General features: G+C 74.3%; 16 protein-coding genes and 1 pseudogene. 12 read left to right on the top strand and 5 right to left on the bottom strand.

Annotation, left to right across the window (positions count from 1 at the left end):
- The coding region (locus tag ABD352_RS41390; RefSeq protein WP_344618062.1) for an AAA family ATPase at window positions 1–1,350 on the bottom strand (1,350 nt) is incomplete at its 3' end.
- Window positions 1,351–1,413: 63 nt separating this feature from the next.
- Between ABD352_RS41390 and ABD352_RS41385 the strand changes: the two are divergent.
- Window positions 1,414–2,178 (top strand): annotated as a pseudogene (locus tag ABD352_RS41385) (PP2C family protein-serine/threonine phosphatase); the annotation flags it as partial.
- A gap of 307 nt (window positions 2,179–2,485) precedes the next feature.
- Here ABD352_RS41385 and ABD352_RS41380 read toward each other — a convergent pair.
- Window positions 2,486–3,586 carry an FAD-dependent monooxygenase gene (locus tag ABD352_RS41380; RefSeq protein ID WP_344618061.1) on the bottom strand — a complete coding sequence of 367 codons (1,101 nt, stop codon included), beginning with the start codon at window positions 3,584–3,586 and terminating at the stop codon, window positions 2,486–2,488.
- Window positions 3,587–3,618: 32 nt separating this feature from the next.
- Between ABD352_RS41380 and ABD352_RS41375 the strand changes: the two genes are divergently transcribed.
- From ABD352_RS41375 to ABD352_RS41355, 5 genes are all read left to right on the top strand, one after another.
- A complete protein-coding gene (locus ABD352_RS41375) occupies window positions 3,619–4,116 on the top strand; it encodes a TetR/AcrR family transcriptional regulator (RefSeq protein WP_344618060.1) in 498 nt (165 codons plus the stop codon).
- 70 nt (window positions 4,117–4,186) lie between these two features.
- Entirely contained in the window at window positions 4,187–6,835 is a 2,649-nt protein-coding gene (locus ABD352_RS41370) for a putative bifunctional diguanylate cyclase/phosphodiesterase (RefSeq protein ID WP_344618059.1), read from the top strand.
- Window positions 6,836–6,862: 27 nt separating this feature from the next.
- Window positions 6,863–7,042, top strand: coding sequence for a hypothetical protein (locus ABD352_RS41365; protein WP_344618058.1), 180 nt, complete (start codon window positions 6,863–6,865; stop codon window positions 7,040–7,042).
- 187 nt (window positions 7,043–7,229) lie between these two features.
- Window positions 7,230–7,709 (top strand): hypothetical protein, encoded by a 480-nt coding sequence (locus ABD352_RS41360; protein WP_344618057.1) that lies wholly within the window; start codon window positions 7,230–7,232, stop codon window positions 7,707–7,709.
- Window positions 7,702–10,053, top strand: coding sequence for a TIR domain-containing protein (locus ABD352_RS41355; protein WP_344618056.1), 2,352 nt, complete (start codon window positions 7,702–7,704; stop codon window positions 10,051–10,053). Before ABD352_RS41360 ends, ABD352_RS41355 begins: the two co-directional genes overlap by 8 nt.
- A 14-nt stretch (window positions 10,054–10,067) precedes the next feature.
- Here ABD352_RS41355 and ABD352_RS41350 read toward each other — a convergent pair whose 3' ends face one another.
- Together ABD352_RS41350 and ABD352_RS41345 are read right to left on the bottom strand one after the other, a co-directional pair.
- Window positions 10,068–10,436 (bottom strand): DUF4259 domain-containing protein, encoded by a 369-nt coding sequence (locus tag ABD352_RS41350; RefSeq protein ID WP_344618055.1) that lies wholly within the window; start codon window positions 10,434–10,436, stop codon window positions 10,068–10,070.
- Window positions 10,437–10,612: 176 nt separating this feature from the next.
- The gene (locus tag ABD352_RS41345) at window positions 10,613–13,267 is read right to left on the bottom strand and encodes an MGH1-like glycoside hydrolase domain-containing protein (RefSeq protein ID WP_344618054.1); all 2,655 of its coding nucleotides are present in this window, start codon (window positions 13,265–13,267) and stop codon (window positions 10,613–10,615) included.
- Between the two features lie 155 nt (window positions 13,268–13,422).
- On the opposite strand from ABD352_RS41345, the gene ABD352_RS41340 reads away from it, so the two are divergent.
- The 6 genes from ABD352_RS41340 to ABD352_RS41315 all read left to right on the top strand — a co-directional run bounded on the left by ABD352_RS41340 (window position 13,423) and on the right by ABD352_RS41315 (window position 21,904).
- Window positions 13,423–15,348, top strand: a complete 1,926-nt coding sequence (locus ABD352_RS41340) for an amylo-alpha-1,6-glucosidase (RefSeq protein WP_425553870.1) — start codon at window positions 13,423–13,425, stop codon at window positions 15,346–15,348.
- A gap of 221 nt (window positions 15,349–15,569) precedes the next feature.
- Complete coding sequence (locus tag ABD352_RS41335) at window positions 15,570–16,829, top strand: glycosyltransferase family 4 protein (protein ID WP_344618064.1); 1,260 nt, start codon at window positions 15,570–15,572, stop codon at window positions 16,827–16,829.
- Window positions 16,830–16,997: 168 nt separating this feature from the next.
- Complete coding sequence (locus ABD352_RS41330; protein WP_344618052.1) at window positions 16,998–18,659, top strand: serine/threonine-protein kinase; 1,662 nt, start codon at window positions 16,998–17,000, stop codon at window positions 18,657–18,659.
- The gene (locus ABD352_RS41325; RefSeq protein ID WP_344618051.1) at window positions 18,652–19,479 is read left to right on the top strand and encodes a patatin-like phospholipase family protein; all 828 of its coding nucleotides are present in this window, start codon (window positions 18,652–18,654) and stop codon (window positions 19,477–19,479) included. The genes ABD352_RS41330 and ABD352_RS41325 overlap by 8 nt, the downstream gene beginning before the upstream one ends.
- Window positions 19,479–20,468, top strand: a complete 990-nt coding sequence (locus ABD352_RS41320; protein WP_344618063.1) for a 1-acyl-sn-glycerol-3-phosphate acyltransferase — start codon at window positions 19,479–19,481, stop codon at window positions 20,466–20,468. Before ABD352_RS41325 ends, ABD352_RS41320 begins: the two co-directional genes overlap by 1 nt.
- Window positions 20,469–21,007: 539 nt before the next feature.
- Window positions 21,008–21,904 (top strand): Gfo/Idh/MocA family protein, encoded by an 897-nt coding sequence (locus tag ABD352_RS41315; protein ID WP_344618050.1) that lies wholly within the window; start codon window positions 21,008–21,010, stop codon window positions 21,902–21,904.
- A gap of 28 nt (window positions 21,905–21,932) precedes the next feature.
- Here the strand turns inward: ABD352_RS41315 and ABD352_RS41310 are convergent.
- A partial coding sequence (locus ABD352_RS41310) for an SCO7613 C-terminal domain-containing membrane protein (RefSeq protein WP_425553869.1) occupies window positions 21,933–22,751 on the bottom strand: 819 nt, incomplete at its 5' end.

The following is a 22,751-nucleotide window of genomic DNA, read 5'->3' as shown; positions in this document are numbered from 1 at the left end:
CGGCAGGCCGTCGGCGAGGCAGGTCGCGGCGCCGCGGACGGCGTCGGCGCGGGCCTCGGCGTAGCGGCCCAGGGCGGCGGCGTGCCGGGCGACCGCCGCGTCGTCGCCGAGCTCGGCGGCGAGGCCGTGTGCGAGGGTGTGCACGCGGGTGCGCTCCCTCGGCATCGCCCCCGCGGCCAGGGCCTCGCGCAGCAGCGGGTGCCGGAAGCGCAGCGAGCCGGCCGGGGCCAGGTCGGGGGCGATGAGCAGCATGCCCAGGTCGAGCAGGCGCCGCAGGGCCGGCTCCACGTCCCCGCCGCACACGTGGGCCAGCACGTCGCTGTCCACCGGGTCGCCCAGCAGCGCCGCCGCGCGGGCCACCCGGCCGACGACGGCGGGCTCCGAGGCCAGCGGCTCGACCAGCAGGCCCACCACGTGCGCGGGGAGGGGCGCGGCGGCGAGCTCGTCGGCCGTGCCGCAGGCGGCCAGCAGCTCCGTCAGCCAGAACGCGTTGCCGCCGGTGCGCCGCAGCGCGCCGCGGACGGTCTCCGGGGCGGGCGCGCTGCCGTACCGGGCCTCGACCAGCTCCGCCGTCTCCCGCGCGGTGAACGGCGCGACGTGCACCCGCCGCACGGACGGGCCGCCGCCGAGGCGGCGGAGGGTTCGGGCGGCGGCCGGGGCGAAGGCGGCCTCCTGCGGCGGGCGGCTCGTCACGAGCAGCAGCGCCGGCAGCGTGTCGGCGGCGGCGGCGAGCTCGGCCACGAGCGCCAGGCTGGCCGGGTCGAGGTCGTGCAGGTCCTCGACCACGATGATCCCCAGCCGTGCGTCATCGCCGTCCGTGCTGTCCGGCTCTGTCGTAGTGACGACCGTCGATTCGAGAATCTCCCCGCCAACCCGAAATTTCGTAAAATGTCGGATAAGGCCGGAGGCGGAGCGGCGCGAGATCTCCGCCGGCAGCCGGGCGTCGTCATCCGGGCCCGGGTCGCCGACGGGGGCGGCGTGCAGCAGGGCGCGGACCACGTCGACGGCGGCGCGCAGCGTCACGGCGGGGGAGAGGCGCGGCTCGGTCGCGTTCGGTGAGCGCTGGCCCAGGCGGTTCAGGAGGGCCTCGTCGACGGGCAGGCTCGCGGCGGGCCGGCCGCTCAGCACCGACGCCAGCCAGTCGTGCGGCGCGGCGCCGAGGGAGCGGGCGGAGCCCCGCAGGACCGTCGCGGAGGAGAGGTCCAGCCGGTTCAGGACCTCGGCGACCAGCCGGCTCTTCCCGCCGCCGGCCTCGCCGGTGATCAATACGATGCCGGGGCGGCGGGTGGCCCATGCGTCCGCGATCTCGGCGAGCTGGGGGGCTCGTCCGATGAAGGGGGCGGTCGGCATGCGGCCACGATACGCACAAGTGCGTAGAGACGCCCGCCTGTCTCGTGCGGCACTCTGTCACGCATGGCAGAGGCTGGCACCGAGGGCGTGGTCGACGAGAGGCATCAACCGCTCGCACTGCACTGGGCGGCGCGGACCGACGTGGGGCTCGTCCGCAGTACCAACCAGGACTCGGTCTTCGCGGGCGACCGGCTGCTCGCCGTCGCCGACGGTATGGGTGGCATGGCGGCGGGCGACGTGGCCAGCCGGCTGGCGATCGAGGCGATGACGCCGCTGGACGAGGAGTTCGCCGGGAACGACCTGCTCACCGCCCTGCGTACCGCGGTCTCGGACGCCAACCGGCGCATCCGCGACGAGGTCGAGGCCGACCCGGCGAAGCTCGGGATGGGCACGACGCTGACCGCCATTCTCTTCTCCGGCGAGCGGATCGGCCTGGTCCACATTGGAGACTCGCGGGCCTACCTGCTGCGCGGCGACGAGTTCGGACAGGTCACCAAGGACGACACCTACGTGCAGCTGCTCGTCGACGAGGGGCGCATCACGCTCGACGAGGCGTCCACCCACCCGCAGCGCTCCCTGGTCAGCCGGGTGTTGCAGGGGCAACCGACCGATCCGGTGTACTCCGTGACCGCCGCCCGCCCCGGCGACCGCTACCTGCTGTGCAGCGACGGCCTGTCCGGCGTGCTGCGGGCGGAGACCATCGAGGAGGCGCTGCGCGAGTACGCCGACGTCGACGAGTGCGTCGAGCGCCTCGTCGACCTGGCGCTGCGCGCGGGCGGCCCGGACAACATCACCGCCGTGGTCGCGGACATCGTCGGCGACGACGTGCCCGCGCCCAAAGGCCTCCGCGGGCGCCTGCGCTCCTGGCTGGGCCGCGACGAGATCAACGGCGCCCGCCTGCCCGCGTAACAGCCCGCGACGACACTAACGGCGCACGCCCGCCCACGTAACAGCCCGCGACGGCATCAACGGCGCCGGCCTGCCCGCGTAACAGCCCGCGACGACACTAACGGCGCACGCCCGCCCGCGTAACAGCCCACGACGGCATCAACGGCGTCGGCCTGCCCGCGTAACAGCCCGCGACGGCACTGACGGCGCCCGTCCGCGACGACATCGCGCGCGGACCGCGACGGCGTCAACGGGGCGTGACCAACGGTGACTCCGTCGGCGGGGTCCAGGCCGCGATCCGTTCCGCGGCCCGCGCGGCCGCGCCCGCCGGCGCCACCCGGGCCAGCGCCTGCACCAGCGCGCTGGTGACCCGCCCGCGGGCCCCCGTGATCCGCCCGGTCTGCCACGAGCGGCGCACCACGAGCTCGGCCCGGGGGCGGCGCTGTTCGTCGTACCGTTGCAGCGCCTCGGGCACCGGCAGGCCGCGCGCGAGCAGTCCGGCCAGCGTGACCGCGTCCTCGATGGCGAGGCAGGCGCCCTGGCCCAGGTTCGGGGTCATCGCGTGCGCGGCGTCGCCGACCAGGGCGGTCCGCGTGCCGAAGCGCATCGGCGGCACCGGGTGCAGGTCCATCAGCGGGTGGTGCAGCAGCGTCGCGGGGTCGGTGGCGGCCAGCAGCGCCGGGATCGGGTCGTGCCAGCCGTCGAAGGCCGCCCGCAGCTCGGCCAGCTGCTCCTCCTTCCCGGCATCGCGCAGCGGGCCGGGGGCGGCGGCGTACCAGTAGACGCCCCGGGCGCCCATCGGCAGGTGGCCGAAGCGCAGCCCGCCCGGGCCCATGGTCTCCCCGCCCTCGCGGGCGCCGCCCATGGCGTCGGCCGGCACGACCGAGCGCCACGAGACCTGGCCGCTGTCGCGGATGCGGGTCTGCGGGTGGTACCGCTGCCGGAACAGGCTGCCGATGCCGTCGGCGCCGACGACCAGCTCCGCGTCCAGCTCCTCGGGGTCGGTCACGGCGGTGCCGGTGCGCACCCGCACCCCCTCGGCGAGGATCTCGTGCAGGTCGGCGCGGTGCACGACGATCGGCCCGCCGACCGAGACCCGGGTCAGCCAGGCGCCGCCCGCGGTGCGCAGGCCGCCGCCGGTGATCGGGGCGCCGGCCGCGCGGACCCGCGCGCCGACGCCGAGCCAGTCCAGGGCGCGCAGGGCGTTGGGCCACAGCGTCAGGCCGGCCCCGGGGCCCGCGAGGCGGGGCTGCCGCTCCAGCACGGTGACGTCCCAGCCGGCCAGCCCGAGCCCGCGGGCGGTGGCCAGCCCGCCGATGCCGGCCCCGACGACGATCGCAGTTCGCATGCCCGAAACGCTACACCTGTAGTATCGGGGTCGTGAAGGATCGCAAGAGTCGGCTGGCCGACGCCGCCATCGACGTGCTCGGCCACGACGGCGTGCGGGCGCTGACCCACCGGGCCGTCGACGCGCGGGCCGGGCTGCCGCAGGGGACGTGCAGCTACCACTTCCCGACCCGCAACGCCCTGCTCACCGCCGCCCTGGAGCGCATCGCCGAGCTCGACCTCGCCGACTCCGAGGGGCGCGACCTCGCCGACGTGCTGGCCGGCTGGGCCGGCTCGCCCCGCACCCGGGCCCGGTTCATGCTCATGCTCGACCCGCAGGCCCGCCGCGAGCTGGGGGAGGCCGCGGCGCGGCTGGCGGACGGGTTCGTCGAGCGGGCCGAGCGGCTCACCGGGTCGCGGGCCCGCGCGCGGCTCATGATCGGGCTCATCGACGGGCTGCTGCTGGACGAGCTGACCCGCGGTACCGTCTCCCCGGAAGAACGCCGCGAGCGACTCACCGCGATCGGGGAAATTCTCGGGCCCGGCCGGTAACCCCGGGCGGCCGCCGTCGTTGGGCACGATGAGCACATCCCCAGCGTTCTCTCGTGAAAGCGGCACTGCAGTGATCGGCAACCCGCGCACGTTCTGGCTCGCTCTGCTCAGCGCGGCAGCGGTCCTCGGCGCCGCGGCCGTCATCGGGCCGGTGCTCGGCCTGGTCGCGGTGGCGGTGTTCGCCGGGGTCACGGCGCTGGTGCACGCCGGCGGGCTGATCCGCCTCGCCCTGCGGATCCATCGCGGCCGGCGCGACTTCGGCCCCTGCCGCGGCGCCGGGTTCCTCGGCATGGGCGCGCTGGTCACCGGGGCCGGGGTGGCCGCCACCGGCCTGCCGTGGCTGGACCCCGGCCCGATCGCCGCCGCGACGACGCTGCTCGCCGCGCCGGCGTACCTCGCGGGCCTGCTCCTGCTGCCGGGCACCGCGCCGACCCTCGGTGCCCGGCTGCGCCGCCTGCTCGACGGCGCCGGGATCGGCGTCAGCCTCCTGTACTGCGCCTGGGTGTTCACGCTGGGCCGCTCGAGCCCGGGCACCGCGCCGCTGCGCCTGGCCGTGGCGCTGACCGGCTGCGTGGCCGTCGCCGTCGCCGTCGTCACCGGGCTGCGCGCCGTGCGTCACCGCCCGGCCGCGCTGGGTTGCAGCGGCGGCGCGGCGCTGTCGATCGTGGGCGTCAGCGGGTACGCCCTGCTGCTCCTCGGCCACGACCGCACCTGGCTCGGCGCCCCCGGCGCGGCCCCCGCCGGGCTCGTGGCCGCCGGGCTGGCCATGGTCGCCGGCCCGTTCCTCCTCGCCGCCGGGGCCCGCCGCGCCGGCGACGAGCCGACCCGCCCGCACGCCGCCGACGAGGACGGCTCGTTCGCCGGGTACCCGTTGCTGCTCGTCCCGGCCCTGCTCGCCGTCGTGGTGTCGGCGTGGCACCTGCTCACCGGCGGCCGCTTCGACGAGACCTCGGTCGCCCTCGGGATCGCCGCCTTCGGCGCCCTCGCCGTGCGGGAGGTGCTCGCCGCGTGGGACATCCGCCGGTACGCCCAGACGCTCGCCGGCCGCGAGGCCCGCTTCCGCACGCTCGTCGCCGGCTCGACCGACGTCGCCATCGTGCTCGACGCCGGCCTCGTCGTGCGCTGGCAGTCCCCGGCCGCCGCCCGCCAGTTCGGCCTGTCCGACCAGGACGCGCTCGGCCGCCCCCTGACCGACCTGCTCCACCCGGCCGACGCCGCCCCCGTCGCCGCCGCGCTGCGCGCCGTGCTCGACGGCTGTCAGCACACGCTGGTCCAGGCCCGCCTCCGCGACGGCTTCGGCCGCTGGCGCGACACCGAGTCCACGGTCATCGACCAGCGTGCCGCGCCCGAGGTCGGCGGCCTCGTCGTGCACGTGCGCGACATCGGCGACCGGGCCCAGCTGCAGCGCACCCTCCACGAGGTCACCTGGACCGACGACCGGACCGGCCTGGCCAACCGCCGCCGGTTCGTCGCCGCCGCCGAGGAGGCCTGCCGCGACGCCCGCCCCGGCTCGCTGCTCGCGCTGGAGCTCGACCGCTTCGAGAGCGTCGCCGACCTGCACGGCCCGTCCGTCGCCGGCGCCGTCCTCATCGAGGCGGCCCGCCGGCTGCGCGCCGCCGCCGGCCGCGACGACCTGCCGGCCCGGCTCGGCGCCGCCGGCTTCGCCGTGCTCACCGACGCCCCGATCGTGCAGGCCTTCGCCCTGGCCACCCGGATCGCCACCGCCCTCGCCGAGCCGTTCCAGCTGCCCGGCCACACCGTGCACCTGGCCGCCGAGGTCGGCGTGGCCGACCTCCTCGGCGCCGGGAACGCCGAAGAGGCCCTGCGGCACGCGGACGTGGCCCGCCGCAGGGCCCGCCAGCTCGCCCGCGGCGGCGCCGGCGGCCGGGTCGAGTGCTACGACAAGTCCTTCGAGACCGCCCTGGTGCGCCGCACGGAGATCGAGCAGCAGCTGCCCGGCGTGATCGGCCGCGGCGAGCTCGACGTGGCCTTCCAGCCGATCGCCGACCTCGCCACCCGCCAGCCCGTCGGCGCCGAGGCCCTGCTGCGCTGGCGCCACCCGCGGCTGGGCACCGTCCCCCCGGCGGAGTTCCTGCCCATCGCCGAGGAGCTGGGCGGCGGCATCGCCGACGAGATCGGGGAATGGGTACTGCACCGCGCCTGCCGCCAGCTCTCCTGCTGGCGCCGCGACGGCCGCGACCTGTGGATGTCGGTCAACGTCTCCGCCCGGCAGCTGGCCGGCGAGGGCTGGCTGGCCGCCGTCGCCACCGCCGTCGACACCCACTGCGTCCCCGCCGAGGCCATCGTCGTCGAGGTCGCCGAGGCCGCCCTGCCCGACGACGCCTTCGCCGTCGAGCAGCTGGCCGGCCTGCGCGCGCTCGGCGTCCGCACGGCGCTGGACCACTTCGGCACCGGCCCGACCGCCCTGGCCCACCTGCGCCGCCTCCCGATCGACGTCCTGAAGATCGACCAGGCCCTCTTCAACGAGCCCCCGGGCCGGCGCGGCGCCGCCACCCCGATCGTCGACGTCGTCGTCGGCCTCTCCCGCCGCCTCGGCATCGACGTCATCGCCTGCGGCCTGGAGACCCAGTCCCACGCCGACGTGGTCCGCGCGGCGGGTTGCGCGCTCGGCCAGGGCTTCCTCATCAGCCCGCCCGACCACGCCGAGCACGTCGAGGCCTACCTGGAGCGCCACCGCACCCCGTTGCTCGGCAATTGATGTAGTACTTCTGCGTGCCCCGCCGCATTGGTTCAGCGTGACGCCCGCCAGACCATCCGCCAGGACCAGCAGATCGCGGGGCTGAGCCTGACCATCACCTACGTGGCGGGCGACGCCGGTCCCCTGCCGCGCGCCGAGTTCCTCCACGCCGCCGACGCCGTGGAGCCGCCGCCGTACGACTTCGACACGCAATGGCTGCCCGACTGACCCGCCATCGTGTGGTCGCGACCGGAATGCTTCGTCTGGTCGGCTCCTCCCGTCTGGCGCAATGGACCATTGCCCATGCGTCGGGAGCTCGGAAAAGCTGTCTGCGCGCTTCTGGCGCAATGGACCATTGCCCATGCGCCGGAAGCTCGGAAAAGCTGTCTGCGCGGAAATGGGCGGGAGGAGCGACGTGGATTTCGCCGAGACGGTCGACACCGTGGAATGGACGCTGGCGCAGGCCTACGACGGCAAATATCGCGCGATCGTGGAAGTGCTGCCGCATCGGACCTGGGTGCTCTCGCTCGACGGCACGGTGCTCCTGCTCGGCGTGCTGCCGGAGCCCCTGCACGTGCGGGCCACGGCCGGCATCGCGGCCGACGTGCCCGTGACCGGCGCCGTGGGTCTCGCGCTGTCGGAGGTCAACGCCGACCTCTGGAACGGCCGGGCCTACCTCGCGCGGCCGACGCGGCCGACGAACCCGCGGTGCGCCGTCCTCCAGGAGGTGTTTTTCGCCGAGGCGCTGTCGCGGGAGTTCATTCCCTCGATCCAGTCGATGGTCGACAATATCAACACCCTGGCCCGCCGGGCGAACATGATCCGGCCCCGTTTCGTGGCCGAGTTCGGCGCCCGGCCGATTTCCGTGGACGAGGTCGGGCTGCTCTTTGACTGACTTCTGCTTCGGTGAGTCGGTGCTGACCGACGAGTCGATCAGCGACTACGAGTCATTGCGCGTGTTCTTCGATGTCGCCGAGGAGCGCGGGCACCTCGCCCCGTACGCGGTGGTCGACCAGGACGGGCATCCGCTGACCCACTTCGGCTACTCGGACCGCATGGCCGTGACGCATCCGGGCGCGGGCCTGTGGGCCTACTGCCGGCGGCCGCTCGCCGAGGCCTTCGGCCTGCCGGAGGGCACGAGCTGGGTCCAGGACCACGCCATCCACCTGACCCTCGGCGACGGTGTGCCGTATCCGACCGAGCCGTTCCGGTCCTGGCAGGTGTACCTGCAGGCCTACGGTTCGGACCATCCCCAGATGGTCACGCCGGTCTGCGTGGCCGAGTCGGTCGCGTTCTCGCCGGACGGTTCGCGGATCTGTGTCGCCGAGGAGCGGACCGGTTCCGGTGCGTACGGCCCGGGGCGGATGAAGTATCTGCTGTGGGAGTACGAACTCGGCATGGGGACGCGCCGGTTGGTGGCCGGCTTCCCCGCCGAGGACCGGCTCGACATACCGGAGATCGGCTACAGCCCGGACGGCCGGTTCGTGCACCTGTGCTCGCAGGTCGGGGTGAACCTCCTGATCAGGGTCGAGGACGGCTTCGTCGTCGAGCTGCCGTTCCGCTCGACGGCCGTGGCGTTCAACCCGCGGGCCGGCATCAACATGATGCTCGCGGCGATCGAGGATCCGGCCTCCGGCAGCGTGACGGTCCACGACTACGACCTCTCGGCCGACGCGCTGTCGAGCCGGTGCCGGCTGGAGTCGGCCTCCGGGCTCGCGCTGCGGGTCCGTGAGCTTGCCGTGTCACCCGACGAGCGGGCGCTCGTCACCGCGCCGGTCGGCGCGTTCGGCCACGACCAGGTGCGGCGGGGTGGCGTGTACGTCGCCGCCGAGATCGACCTGGACCAGGGCCGCATCGAGCCGATCCTGCCCGCACGGTTCGGCACGCCGCACGCGTCGCGCCGGCACCACAGTCCCCGTTGGTGTCACGCCCCCGCGCCGGTCGGACGGGCGCGGATCACGCCGGACGACCGGCTGATGTCGACCGGCACCGTCCGGCGGGCGCCCGCCGACGGGCCGGGCGTGGCGGCCGACCTGCTCGAACGATGGCTGCCGATGCTGGAGGCGATCGAGGGGGCCTGGAGCGCCGGCGCCATGCCGCCGACCGGCCTGGCGCGGGAGTTCGCGCAGTACGCGATCAGCTGCAAGGAGCTGGACCCCGCGGGCACCGACGTGGTCCTGCGGCGGCTGCAGGACCTGGCCCGCCGCCGGCCCGAGCCGCGCGACGTGCAGTTCGCGATCGAGTCCGGCCGGCGGCTGTGGGCCCCGACCGCACCGCCGCCGGCGCCCGATCCCGCGGTCGTCGAGGCGGACCCCGGCCCGGTACCGCCGGCGGTCCACCGCCTGATCTCGGCCACCACGCCGAGCGCGGCCGCTGCCGCCGCCGACGAGCTGCTCCGCGCCCTCGCCCCGGCGCCGGCCTGGGACCTGCTGGCCGAGCACAGCACCCGGCGGTTGCGCCGCGGCGACTACGTCGGCGCCGCCCAGCTCGGGCTGTGCGCCCTGCGATGGACCTTCCAGCGCCCGCCGGCGAGCCGCCTGCCCGTGGTCTCCCCGGGGCAGATGATCACCCTCTGCCTCAACGCTTTCGAGGCCTGCACGCACGTGCCGGAGCGCACCGAGATCGGCCGGACGGCGGAGGAGCTCTTCGACGCCGCAGCCGTCCGCGAGCTGTCCCAGCGATTCCTCGCGCGGCTGCCGCTGCAGCGGTTCCTCGCCGCGTCCCGCAGACCGCGCAGGCACAGACGCGAGCCCGTCGTCGCGCAGGACCCGAAGCCGCAGAGGAGGAGACCGGTGGGCTCCAGCAAGGTGTTCATGTCCTACGTCCGCGAGGACGCCGCCCTGGTCGACCGGATCGCCGAGCAGCTCACGCGGGCCGGCGTCGCGGTCTGGATCGACCGCAACGACATCCGCCCCGCCGCCGACTGGCGCAAGGAGATCCGCGCGGCGATCCGCAACGGCGCCTACTTCGTCGCGTGCTTCTCGCCGAGATACGCGGCGGCCGACCGGACCTACATGAACGCCGAGCTGCGCCAGGCGATCGAAGAGATGCAGTACAAGCCGTTCGACCACCGCTGGTTCGTGCCGGTGATGCTCGAACCGTGCGAGCTGCCGGACATCGACATCGACGTCAACCAGCGGCTGAGCCACCTCCACCACATCGACTTCGCGGCCGACTGGACGAAGGCGATCGGTCAGCTCATCAGCGTCGTCCAGCCGGTCGGCCGCGAAGGCCAGTGACGGAAAAACCCTGGCTACGCGGCGCGGATCGCCTCGGCCAGGCGGTCGAAGGTGCGCTCCAGCACCGCTCGCCGCTGGGCCTTGTGTTCCGGGGTGGGCTCCAGGCCGTCGATGCTCGCGTCCCACACGGCCAGGTAGGTCGCCTTCCACGCCTCGACCGTCCCGGCGTCGGGCAGCGTGACGCCGGCCCATGGCTGACCGGCCAGGAGGCACAGCACCTCGAGGTTGCAGGGGACCGCGACGCCCCAGTACTCGTCCGCCTCCAGCTCGACCGGATCCCCCGCCATGGCGTCCGCGACCTCACGCACCAGCCGCGCGCTCAGGATCGACAGGTGGTCCGCAGCCGTGTCGCTGTCGAAGTTGCCACTTCCCCATGTACCCACGTCCGCACTGTAGCGGCGGCCGGGTCCATGATCAGCGGGGCGGGAGAGCCCGGCGCATGGTGCCCGCCCGGCACGCCATCGACTTCCCCGGGCCGCCGCCGACCGCCTGAGGCTGACCGCTGAGGCCGGCGGGCGGGGCCGGCCGGCCTCAGGTCGGTCGCGTGCGCGGGAACGCGTCAGGAGCGCGGATCCGCCGGCGGGGGAGTGCGCAGGGTCAGGATCAGGTCCAGGACCAGCGCCGTCCAGCCCGTCTGGTGGGCCGCGCCCAGGCCCGCCCCCGTGTCGCCGTGGAAGTACTCGTAGAACAGCAGCAGGTCGTGCCAGGCCGGGTCGCCCTGGAAGAGCTCCACGTCGCCGAAGACCGGGCGGTGCCCCCGCTCGTCGTCCAGGAAGAGCTTCACCAGGCGGTGGGACAGGTCGTCGGCCACCGTGGCCAGGGTGGCCATCTTGCCGCTCTTGGCCGGGTACTCCACCTGCAGGTCGTCGCCGAAGAACTCGGCGAAGCGGCGCACGGCCTCGATCAGGATGTAGTTGACGGGCATCCAGATGGGGCCGCGCCAGTTCGAGTTACCGCCGAAGAGGCCGCTCGTCGACTCGCCCGGCTCGTAGCCCACCGTGTACGCGTGGTCACCCAGATGTACCGTGAACGGCTCGTCCTTGTGCGCCCGGGACAGGGTGCGCAGGCCGTAGGGGGACAGGAACTCGTCCTCGTCCAGCATGCGCTGCAGGATGCGGATCAGCTGGTCCGGGCCGACCATCGACAGCAGGCGCAGCTGCTGGCCGCCCCGGCTCTTCTTCGCGCCGACCACGTCGCCGTACTCCGGCTTGTTGGTCAGGAACCAGCGCAGGCGGGCGGCGACGTCGGGCAGCCGGCGCAGGGTGGACGAGCTGATGATGGTGGTGGCGGTCAGCGGCAGGAGGCCGACGACCGAGCGGACCTTGAGCGGGATCTGACGGCCGTCGGCGGTGCGCAGCACGTCGTAGAAGAACGCCTCCTCTTCGTCCCACAGGCCGAACTCGTAGGCCGCGTCGGCGATGTAGGCGAAGTGCTCCAGGAACTTGGCGGCGATGTCCTCGTACACCCGGTCGTGCACGGCCAGGGTGAGCGACATGTCGAGCAGGTTGAGCGCGTACATCGCCATCCAGGCGGTGCCGTCGCTCTGCTCCAGCCGTCCGCCGACGGGCAGCGCGGCGGAGCGGTCGAACGGGCCGACGTTGTCCAGGCCCAGGAAGCCGCCCTCGAAGACGTTGTTGCCCTCGGCGTCCTTGCGGTTGACCCACCAGGTGAAGTTCAGCAGCAGCTTGTGCAGCACGCGGGCCAGGAAGTCGAAGTCGCGCGAGCCGTCCAGGACGAACACGCGCAGGGCGGCCCAGGCGTGCACGGGCGGGTTGACGTCGCCGAACGCCCACTCGTACGCCGGGATCTGCCCGTTCGGGTGCATGTACCACTCGCGCAGCAGGAGCAGCAGCTGGTCCTTGGCGAACCCGGGGTCGACCCGGGCGATGGCGACGCAGTGGAACGCCAGGTCCCAGGCGGCGTACCACGGGTACTCCCACGGGTCGGGCATGGACAGCACGTCGCAGCTGTTCATGTGCCACCAGTGGCTGTTGCGCCCGTAGCGGCGGCTGTCCGGCGGGGGCTCCGAGACCGGGTCGCCCTGCAGCCAGCGGGCCACGTCGAAGTGGAAGAACTGCTTGCCCCACATGAGGCCGGCGACCGCCTGCCTCACGATCATCTTCTCCTCGTCGCTGGCGGACGGCGGTACAAGTCCGTCGAAATAGGCGTCCGCCTCGGCGCCGCGGCGGCTCATGGTGGACTCGAAGTCGGCCTTGAGGTCGGACGGGGCGAGGTCCTTGGCGCCGGGCGCGTTGAGGTTGAGCCGCAGCCGGATCTCGTGGCTGCCGCCGGCCGGCACGGAGATCAGGTAGTGCAGGGCCGCCTTGGTCCCGACGCTGTCCGGGTTGACGCTGTCGGTGCCGTGGATGATGTGGTCGCCGATGCCGTCCTTGGGGTACTCCTGCCCGGGCTTGCCCCAGATCCGCGGGCCGTTGGTCTCGTTGTTGCAGAACAGCGGGCGCGGCGCCCCGTCGCCGGTCAGCGCCAGGCGGCCCAGCAGCCGGTGCTCGGCCAGCAGGCCGTTGTCCTTGGCGCGGATCTCCGGCATGTAGTCGCGGCCGGGCAGGCCCCAGGCCCACGTGTTGCGGAACCACAGGGTCGGCAGCACGTGCAGGGTCGCCGGGTCGGGCCCCATGTTGCGGATCCGGATGCGCACGCACATGTCGGTCGGGCCGGCCTTGGCGTAGTCGACCTCGACCGCCCAGTACCGGTCCTCGTCGAAGATCCCGGTGTCGGCCAGCTCGTACTCCGGCTCGTTGCGCCCCCGCCGGCAGTTCTCGGCGACCAGGTCGTCGTACGGGAACGCGCCCTGCGGGTAGTGGTAGCGCCACCGCATCCAGGAGTGCGTCGGGGTGGAGTCCAGGTACCACCAGTACTCCTTGACGTCCTCGCCGTGGTTGCCGAGGTCGCCGCCCAGCCCGAACATCCGCTCCTTGAGGATGGCGTCCTTGCCGTTCCACAGGCCCAGCGCGAAGCAGAACGTCTGCCGGTCGTCGCAGATGCCGGCCATCCCGTCCTCGTTCCAGCGGTACGCCCGGGACCTGGCCTGGTCGTGCGGAAAGTAGTCCCAGGCGTTGCCGTGGGGGCTGTAGTCCTCGCGGACCGTCCCCCAGGCTCGCTCGGACAGGTAGGGCCCCCAGCCCCGCCATGGGCGCTCCCCGCTGTCGGCTTCGGCCAGCCTCCGGCGCTCGGCGTTCCCATCGTCCTCGATCACGCGGCTATTCTCCGTTGTTCATGTTTCGGTCAAGTTGAGACCCGACCATTCAACCCCTTACGTGGCATTTGTTCCTACATCAAGACGCCCCGTGATCAATAATCTTGTGGGGATCCGCTCGCCGACCGCCACCCCCAGCCACCAAGATTGTGCGCATGGTCGTCTTCGGCGCGCAGGTATGTGGTGATTTGTCGGCAGGTGCGAGCCGTGAGTGGCTTGTCCCGGATGGGACCGGCGGCTACGCGATGGGCACCGTGTCGGGGCTGCGCACGCGCCGGTACCACGGCCTGCTCGTCGTCGCCGAGCCCGGCCTGCCGGCCCGCCGCCACCTGGCCCTGGCCGCGCTCGACCCGGTGCTGACCCTGCCGTCGGGCGCACAGGTCGAGCTGGCCGTGCACGAGTGGGCCGGCGGGGCCGTCAGCCCGGCCGGGCACACCCTGCTGGAGCGCTTCGACCTCGTCGACGGGCTGCCCCGGTGGCGCTGGCGGATCGGGCCGGTGGTGCTCGAGCGCGAGCTGGCCATGGTCCACGGCCGGCCCCACCTCGGCGTCGTGCACCGGCTGGTCAGCGCGCCCGGCCCGGTCACGCTGGCCCTCAAGGCGCTGGTCACCTGGCGCGACGCGCACGGCGAGCGCACCGCCGCCGGCCCCGCCCCGCTCGTCGAGGCGCACGGGTCCGGCGCGGTGGTCGAGTCGGCCTTCCGGCTGGAGGGCCCCGGATTCTCGAAGACCCAGCAGTGGTACCGCGGTGCGCACACCCGCGCCGAACGGGAGCGCGGCCTGCCGGCGGAGGAGGACCTCTGGTGCGCCGGGCAGTTCGCGGCCGTACTGCACCCGGGCGAGTCCCTCGAGGTCGAGGCCTTCGCCGGCGAGGGCACCCCACGCGGGGCCGAGCGGATCGTCGCCCGGGCCCGGGCGCGCAACCGGGCGCTCACCCACGACGCCTCCGACGACGTCGACCGGGCCCTCGTGCTGGCCGCCGACGCCTTCGTGGTCGCCGGCGCGGCCGGGGCCCCCGACGTCGTGGCCGGGTACCCCTGGTTCGGCGCCTGGTCCCGCGACACCATGACCGCCTACGAGGGCCTGTTCCTGGCCACCGGCTGGTACGACGAGGGCCGCGAGCTGCTGCGGGCCTACGCCGCCACGCTCGATGGCGGCATGCTCGCCAACACCGCCGACACCGGGCGAACCGAGCACAACACCGTCGACGCCACCCTGTGGTTCCTGCACGCCGTCGAGCGGCACGTCAGCGGTACCGGCGACGACGACCTCGCCGCCGAGCTGCTGCCCGCCCTCGAGGAGGTGGTCGCCGCCCACCTGCGCGGCACCCGCTACGGCATCCGGGCCGACGCCGACGCGCTCATCACCCAGGGCGCCCCGGGCGTCGCGCTCACCTGGATGGACGCCCGGGTCGACGGGATCCCCGTCACACCCCGGGTAGGCAAGCCCGTGGAGGTGAACGCGCTGTGGATCAACGGCCTCGGGGCGATCACCGCGCTGCAGGAGCGGCTCGGCCGCGACGCCGGCGCCGTCAGGACGCTCCTGGACCGGGCCCGGGCGAGCTTCGAGCGGCGCTTCCCGTTCGAGCGGCGGTCGCACCCCGCGACCGGCCCGCAGGACGCGAGGCCCCTGTACGACGTCGTCGACGGGCCGTCCGGCGACGACCCGGCGCTGCGCCCGAACCAGCTCCTGGCGTGGAGCCTGCCCCGCGGCCCGATGCGCGGCCGGCCCGTGCCCGAGGCGGTCTCCGCCCTGATCACGCCGCTCGGGCCGCGCAGCCTCGCCGCGTCCGACCCCGCCTACGTCGGCGCGCACGAGGGCGGCCCGGCCCAGCGCGACGCGGGCTACCACCAGGGCACGGTGTGGCCCTGGATGATCGGCCCGTACGCCGACGCCCACCCGGCCCCGTCCGCGAAGCAGCACGGTGGGCTGTTGCAGGGCATCGAGGCGCATCTGTGGGACTGGGGGGTGGGCTCGGTCTCCGAGACGGCGGACGGCGACGCGCCGCACCGGGCGACGGGATGCCCCTTCCAAGCCTGGTCGGTCGCCGAGGTGCTGCGCGTCCGGAGGAATGTCGGCTGACCGTTACACCCTAGAAATGAGATTTGCCCACGCGGTAACCCTCACCGTGCAGGATGAGTCTCAAACCCACCCACCCAATGGCTCACTCGCGGGGGCGATACCGCGCGTTAGGTGCTGCCGTGCGCGGGTACATGGGCGGGCGTTTTGTTCGACGATCAAGTGGGGGCGGCCACGTGAGCGAGACCATCGGAACCGGGAACCGACAACCGTTGCGCATTCTGATGCTCTCGTGGGAGTACCCGCCGGTGGTGGTGGGCGGCCTCGGCCGGCACGTCCACGCCCTGGCGACGTCGCTGGTGACGGCGGGCCACGAGGTGACGGTGGTGACCCGGCACGCGCCGGGCGCGCCGCTGGAGGAGTACGCCGAAGGGGTGCGGATCGTGCGGGCCGCCGAGGACCCGCCGCTGTTCCCGCTGTCCACCAACACGCTGCTGGCCTGGACGATGGCGTTCAACCACACGCTGACCCGGGCCGCGCTGCGGGCCGCCGCGACCGGTGAGTACGACCTCATCCACGCCCACGACTGGCTCGTCACGCACACCGCGGTGACCCTCAAGGAGAGCCTCGACCTGCCGATGGTGGCCACCATCCACGCCACCGAGGCGGGCCGGCACCAGGGCTGGCTGCCGGACGAGACGAACAAGTGCATCCACTCCGTCGAGTGGTGGCTCGGGCACGAGGCGTGCCGGGTCGTGGTCTGCTCGGAGTACATGCGCTGGGAGGTGACCCGGCTGCTCGACGTCGCGCCGGCGCGGGTCTCGGTGGTGGCCAACGGCGTGGACGCCAGCGTCTGGCGGGCGCCGTCCCGGGCGGTCAACGCGGCCCGGGCGCGCTTCGCCGCCGAGGGCCCCCTCCTGGGGTACGCCGGCCGGCTCGTCTACGAGAAGGGCGTGCAGGACCTCATCGCGGCGCTGCCGGAGCTGCGGGCCCGGCACAACGGCCTGCGGGTGGTCGTCGCCGGCGACGGGCCCCACCGCGCGGAGCTGCAGGAGGAGGTACGGCGGCTGCGCCTGCAGCGGGCGGTGAGCTTCGCCGGGTTCATGGGCGAGGGCGAGCTGCCCGCCCTCATGGCCGCCACCGACGCGCTGGTCGTGCCGAGCATCTACGAGCCGTTCGGCATGGTCGCGCTGGAGGGCGCCTCCGCGGGCGCGCCGCTCGCCGTCGCCGCCACCGGGGGCCTGGCCGAGATCGTGGAGCCCGGCGTCACCGGCGTGACGTTCCCGGCCAAGACCCCGGAGGCGCTGGCCGCCTCGGTCGCCACCCTGCTGGAGGACGAGCCGTTCGCCCGCCGGGTGGCCAAGCAGGCCCGCTTCATGGTCAGCGAGCGCTACGGCTGGTCGACGATCGCCGCCAGCACCGCCGACGTGTACCGCACCGCGATCACCGAGGCCCCGGGCTTCGCCGCGAAGCAGGCCGCCGCATTCCTCGAGCACGGCCGCCCGCAGATCGTCGTACCGGAGGGCAACCTGCTGACGCTGTGAGGTACGGCCCGATACATCGGATTTGCGGCCGCGCTGCGCATGGCATGGACCGGCCCTGGCGAAGGGATTTGCCGGGGTCGGTCACATTTTGGGTCTCGCCACGACGTGGTATCCCCGGTACGGTTTGCCAGGAACAGCGACCGGAATCGATCAGGACGGCTTTCAGGGTTGAGCGGCACCGCCGACGAGGTCCTCGGCAACAGATACCGGCTCATCGCACCCGTCGGCACCGGCGGCATGGCTGTGGTGTGGCGCGCCCGTGATCTGGTGCTCGACCGCGACGTCGCCATCAAGCTGCTCGCCGGGGAGCTGGCCGCCAAGGCCGGCAACCGGGAGCGGATCCGGGCCGAGGCGCAGGTCGTCGCCCGGCTGCAGCACCCCAACATCACCGCCGTGCACGACTACGGCGAGGCCGGCGACTTCGCCGCGGGGCGCAACGGCCGCCGGCCGTACGTGGTCATGGAGCTGCTGGAGGGCGAGCTGCTCTCCGAGCGGCTGCGGGCCGGCCCGATGTCCTGGCGCCGGGCCACCCAGATCTGCGCCCAGGTCGCCGCCGGGCTGGCCGCCGCGCACGAGCGCGGGGTCGTGCACCGCGACATCAAGCCCAGCAACGTCATGCTGACCGCGGCCGGGGCCAAGATCCTGGACTTCGGCGTGGCCGGGCTCACCGGCTCGTTCGACCCCGACGACGAGCGCGACGGCACCGTCTTCGGCACCCCCGCCTACCTGGCCCCGGAGCGGCTGCTCGGCGGCGGGGTCGTCCCGGCCACCGACGTGTACACCGTCGGGCTGCTCGCCTACCGCTGCCTCACCGACCGGCTGCCCTGGCACGCGGACACGCCGACGCAGATGATCGCCAACCACGTGTACGAGCCGCCCCACCCGCTGCCGGAGATCCCCGGCCTGCCGCCCGAGGTGGCCCGGCTCATCGGCCGCTGCCTGGCCAAGGATCCGCAGGCCCGGCCGCCGGCGGAGGATGTCGCGAAGGTCCTCGCGGCGGCCACGGGGATCCATGTCGTACTTCCCGGCCAGGACGCCTCCTCGACGCAGGAGGTCATCGCCCCGCTGCCGGCCGACCTCGAGCCGTCGCGGCGCCTGCCGGTCCTCGCCCGCGGGGCCGGCCACCGGGCCACCGGCAACACCCGCCGCACCTGGGTCGCCGTCATCGTGACCGTCGTCGCCGCCGGCGCGACCACCGGCATGATCGTGTGGAAGCCCTGGGCCCCGAAGCCCGCCTGCAACGTCGACTTCTACATCCACCCGGCCATCGACTCCAACGCCGACCGCGGCTTCGAGGCCCGCGTGACCGTGGCCAACGTCGGCAACCGCACCCTGCAGCCGTGGACGCTGCGGTTCATCTTCCGCGGCGGCCAGACCGTCGACCGCATCGAGGGCGTCGGCAGCTACCTGCCCGGCGTCGGCGCCCAGGAGGTCAGCGGCCAGACCGCCCTGCCGCCGGGCAAGGCGATCACCTTCGGCGTGTGGGGCCACGGCGGCCAGCCCCGCCCGGCCAGCGACTTCGTGCTCAACGGCACCCCCTGCGACCAGCGCAACGAGCTGCGCGGCCCGGAGGACTCCCTGCCGGCGATCACCGAGATCGTGCCGGCCCCGCCGGAGAAGTCCCGCCCGCCGGCAGGCCAGAACGGCCCGCCCCCCGGCGCCCCGAACGGCCCCGGCGGCCCGCCCCCCGGTGGCGGCCCCGGCGGCCCGGGCGGCGGCGACCCCAACCAGCCCGGCCAGAACCAGGGCAACGGCGGCGGCCTGCCGCCGACCTACCTCGCCACCACCCCGCCGGCCCAGCGCACCCGCCGCAAGCGTGCCCGTGCCTGAACGCCCCGTCGGATTCGTCTTCGGCGGCGGGGGAGTGCTCGGCGCCTACGAGGTCGGCATGGTCGCCGCCGTCCTCGGCCACGGCATCCGCCCGGACCTCGTCGTCGGCACCTCCATCGGCGCGTTCAACGGCGCCGCCGTGGCCGCCGACCCGCGCCCGGAGGTCGCCGAGCGGCTGACCGAGCTATGGGCCTCGCCGCAGGCGCGCACCGTCTACGGCGACTCCCTGCCCCGCCAGCTGGGGCGCTTCGCCCGCCGTACCCACCTGCACTCCCCGGCCCCGCTGCGCCGGCTGCTCGAGCGCGAGCTCGGCACCGACGTGCGCTTCGAGGACCTGGCGGTGCCCTTCCACTGCTGCGCGGCCAGCATCGAGCGGGCGGCCGAGCACTGGTTCTCCTCCGGGCCCCTGGTGGACGCCGTGCTCGCGTCGTCCGCGGTGCCGGGGCTGCTGCCCCCGGTACACCTGGGGGATGAGCACTTCATCGACGGCGGCATCGTCAACTCCGTGCCCGTCGGGCGGGCCGTGGAGCTGGGCGCCCGGACCGTCTACGTGATGCAGGTCGGCCGGGTCGAGCGCCCCCTGCGCCCGCCCCGCCGCCCATGGGAGGTCGCCCAGGTCGCCTTCGAGGTCGCCCGCCGCCACCGCTTCGCCCGCGAGCTGCAGGAGGCCCCGCCGGACGTGACCGTGCACGTCCTGCCCACCGGCGGCGGCTCGGTGCGCGACGACTCGCCGCTGTCGTACCGCAAGATCGCCCTCGCCCGCGGCCGGATCGAGCGCGCCTACGAGGCCACCCGCGCCTACCTGGAGGCGCTGGAGTGATCCCCCCGCGCTGGCTGCGCAGGCTGGTCCTGGCCCCGATCTTCGTCGTGCTGATCGCCGCCCTCCTGCTCACCATGCCGGCGTGGCTCCTCCTGGCCGCCGTCCTGGGCCCCTTTGGCTCCGGCCGGATGCGCTTCCTGCGCATCTCCTGGATGGTCGCCGTCTACCTGTTCCTGGAGCTCGTGGCCCTCGTCGTGCTGTTCGCGCTCTGGGTCGGCAGCGGCTTCGGCTGGCGGCTGCGGGGCCCGCGCTTCCAGCGCGCCCACTACGTCCTCACCGGCCTCTTCCTGCGGATCCTGTACCGCCAGGCGCGCTTCGCCCTCGGCGTCAAGGTCGCCGTCGTCGGCACCGACCCCGACGTCGCCGCCCCGGGCCAGCCGGAGCTGGTCTTCTGCCGCCACGCCGGCCCCGGCGACTCCTTCCTGCTGGTGCACGCCCTGGTCAACTGGTTCGACCGCGAGCCGCGCATCGTCCTCAAGCACACCCTGCAGTGGGACCCGGTCATCGACGTGGTCCTCAACCGCCTGCCCAGCCACTTCGTCACCTTCGCCCCGGACAGCGAGGAGCACATCGCCGAGCTGGCCACCGGCCTGGACGAGAACGACGTGCTGGTCCTCTTCCCGGAGGGCGGCAACTTCACCCCGGGCCGGCGGGAGCGGGCCATCCAGCGCCTTCGCGACCTGGGGCTGCACGGCATGGCCGAGCGCGCCGAACGGATGCGCCACGTGCTGGCCCCGCGGCCGGGCGGCACCCTGGCGGCCCTGGACGCGGCGCCGGAGGCGGGGGTGATCTGGGTCGCGCACACGGGGCTGGACAAGCTGCTGACCGTGGCCGACGTGTGGCGGCACCTGCCGCTGGACCTGACCATCACCATGCGCTGGTGGTCCGTTGAGCCGGACGAGATTCCTTCCGGGCGGCAGGAGCGGGTCGACTGGCTCTTCGAGTGGTGGGCTCGCATTGACCGGTGGATCGATGAGGTCGGGCCTTAGGGGCTTTCCGGATAAGTCGGGCGCTGGCGCGCCACGACTTATCCGATTTATACCCTGACCGGGTATAAATCCGACATGTCGTGGCGCGGAGCGCCCGACATGTCGCTTTCCTGCATTTCGCGCAGTTCTCTGCACGGGGATGGCCGGCCCGCGCCGGGTGGGGCCCGTGCCGGGTGGGGCCCGTGCCACGCCGCGTCGGGCCGAGTCACGCCGGGTTGGATCGCGCCCGGCCGCGCTGGGTCGGGTCGGGTCCGGGTCGGGTCGCCGCGCCAAGCTGGACCGCGCCGCGTCGGGTCGTGCCAGGTCGAGCTGGCGCACTGGGTCGCGCTGCCGCCGGGTGGGGCCACGCCGGGTTGGGTCGTGCCAGGCTGCGCCGCGCCATTCGCGCCGCGCCGGATCGGGGCCGCGCTGGGTCGGGCTGCGTTCGGGGTGTGCCTGAGACGTCGCTTTCCCGTGTTCCGCGCGGCTTGGTGCGACCAAGCGCCGGCCCGTGCCGGGTGGGTGATCACCGGACGGGCGCCGTGGGGGAGAATGGTGCGATGCGATTCGGCGTTTTGGGCACGGGACACTGGGCGGCGGTCACGCAGGCAGCCGGGCTGTCGACACACCCCTCGGCGACGCTCGCCGGCGTGTGGGGCCGCAGTCCCGACAAGGCGGCCGACATGGCCGACCGGTACGGCGTCCCCGCCTACGCCGACGTCGACGCGCTGTTCAACGACGTCGACGCGGTCGCCATCGCCCTGCCGCCGGACGTGCAGGCGCCGCTGGCCGTGCGCGCCGCCCAGGCCGGCAAGCACCTGCTCCTGGACAAGCCGCTCGCCCTGGACCCGGCCGCCGCCGACGAGGTGGTCGCGGCCGCCCGCGCCGCCGGGGTTGCCACGGTCGTGTTCTTCACCAACCGCTTCGTGCCCTCGATCGACGCCTTCCTGCGCGAGAACGCGGCCATCGGCGGCTGGTACGCGGCCCACGGCACGATGTACACCTCGATCTACCAGCCCGGGAACCCTTACGCCGAGTCGGTCTGGCGCAAGGAGCGCGGCGGCCTGTGGGATCTGGGGCCGCATGCGCTTTCCGTGGTACTGCCGCTGCTGGGCAACGTCGTGGACGTCTCCGCCGCCGAGGGGCCCCGCGACACCGCCCACCTGCTGCTGCGCCACGAGGGCGGGGCCGCGAGCACGCTCTCGCTGACCCTGGACGCCGCGCCCGACGCCACCAGCTTCGGCTTCTCCTACTTCGGCGAGCACGGCGCGACCACCCTGCCCGAGTGGGACGCCACCCAGGTCGAGGCCTTCGGCAGTGCGGTCAGCGCGCTGCTGGACGCGGCCACGACCGGCACCCCGCACCCGTGCGACGCCGCCTTCGGGGCCCAGGTCGTGCACATCCTCTCCGCCGCGGAACGGGCCCGCCACACCTCGACAATCGTGGCGGTGCAGTAGGCGGTGCAGTAGGCGGTGCAGTAGCGGCTCAGCGCATGCGGGTCATCGCGGCCCGCAGCCGGGCCAGGTCGCGCAGCCGCCGCTCGTACGTCACCGCGAACCCGACGAGCAGCGCCCCCGCGACCGCGAGCGGCGCCCAGCGGGGCAGGTGGTCCCAGACGACCCGGATCTCGTGCAGGGCCAGCAGGACCAGCGCCCCGCCGCCGGCCGCGATCGGCGCCTTCAGCCGCAGCCGAGCGCCCGCCAGCACGACCGCGACCCCGGCCGCGCCGACCAGCAGCCGGCGCAGCGGCTCGCCCGGGGTGACCAGCACGAGCGCCACACTGGGCCCGAACCCGGCGAGCAGCCCCGGCCCGAAGGCCGTCCAGCTGCCGAGCCGCGGGTGGCGCCGGGCCGCGACCCAGCCCGCCGCCACGGCCGCCGCCCCGGCCGGCGCGGTGTACGCCTCCGGCACCGACACGCCGCCCGCGACCAGCACCAGCTCGTACGCGAGCAGCTCCGCCACGACCGCCGCCACGGTGTACCCGCGCCGGACTGTCCCGCCGCCCAGCGCCCGCAGCCCCAGCGCCACGCCGTAGAGCCCGGCCACGCCGGCCGCCGCGGCCGCGTCCCCGGCGGTGAGCAGCAGCGCCACGGCCGCGACGGCATGCGCCACGGCGGAGAGCAGCCGCCCCTCGATGCCTCGCCCGCGCAGCGCCCACCCGCCCGCGAGGGCCAGGGCGGCGGCGAGCAGCACCCAGTACGCGGCCGGGCGCAGCGGCAGGTCCGCGGCCCGCGCCGCCGCGAAGGCCAGCCACGCCGCCGCGATCCCGGCCAGCGGCCAGGCCACGACCCGCGCCGCGGCCGC

Source organism: Dactylosporangium salmoneum, assembly GCF_039532525.1.
GTDB classification, from domain to species: domain Bacteria; phylum Actinomycetota; class Actinomycetes; order Mycobacteriales; family Micromonosporaceae; genus Dactylosporangium; species Dactylosporangium salmoneum.
The sequence above is the reverse complement of the archived record's forward strand: the minus strand, read 5'-3'. Positions and strand labels throughout refer to the sequence as shown.

Coding starts and splice junctions, on each gene's coding strand:
- ABD352_RS41380 (WP_344618061.1), bottom strand. CDS start 3,586: ATGCGAACTGCGATCGTCGTCGGGGCCGGCATCGGCGGGCTGGCCACC.
- ABD352_RS41315 (WP_344618050.1), top strand. CDS start 21,008: ATGCGATTCGGCGTTTTGGGCACGGGACACTGGGCGGCGGTCACGCAG.
- ABD352_RS41335 (WP_344618064.1), top strand. CDS start 15,570: ATGCTCTCGTGGGAGTACCCGCCGGTGGTGGTGGGCGGCCTCGGCCGG.
- ABD352_RS41340 (WP_425553870.1), top strand. CDS start 13,423: ATGGTCGTCTTCGGCGCGCAGGTATGTGGTGATTTGTCGGCAGGTGCG.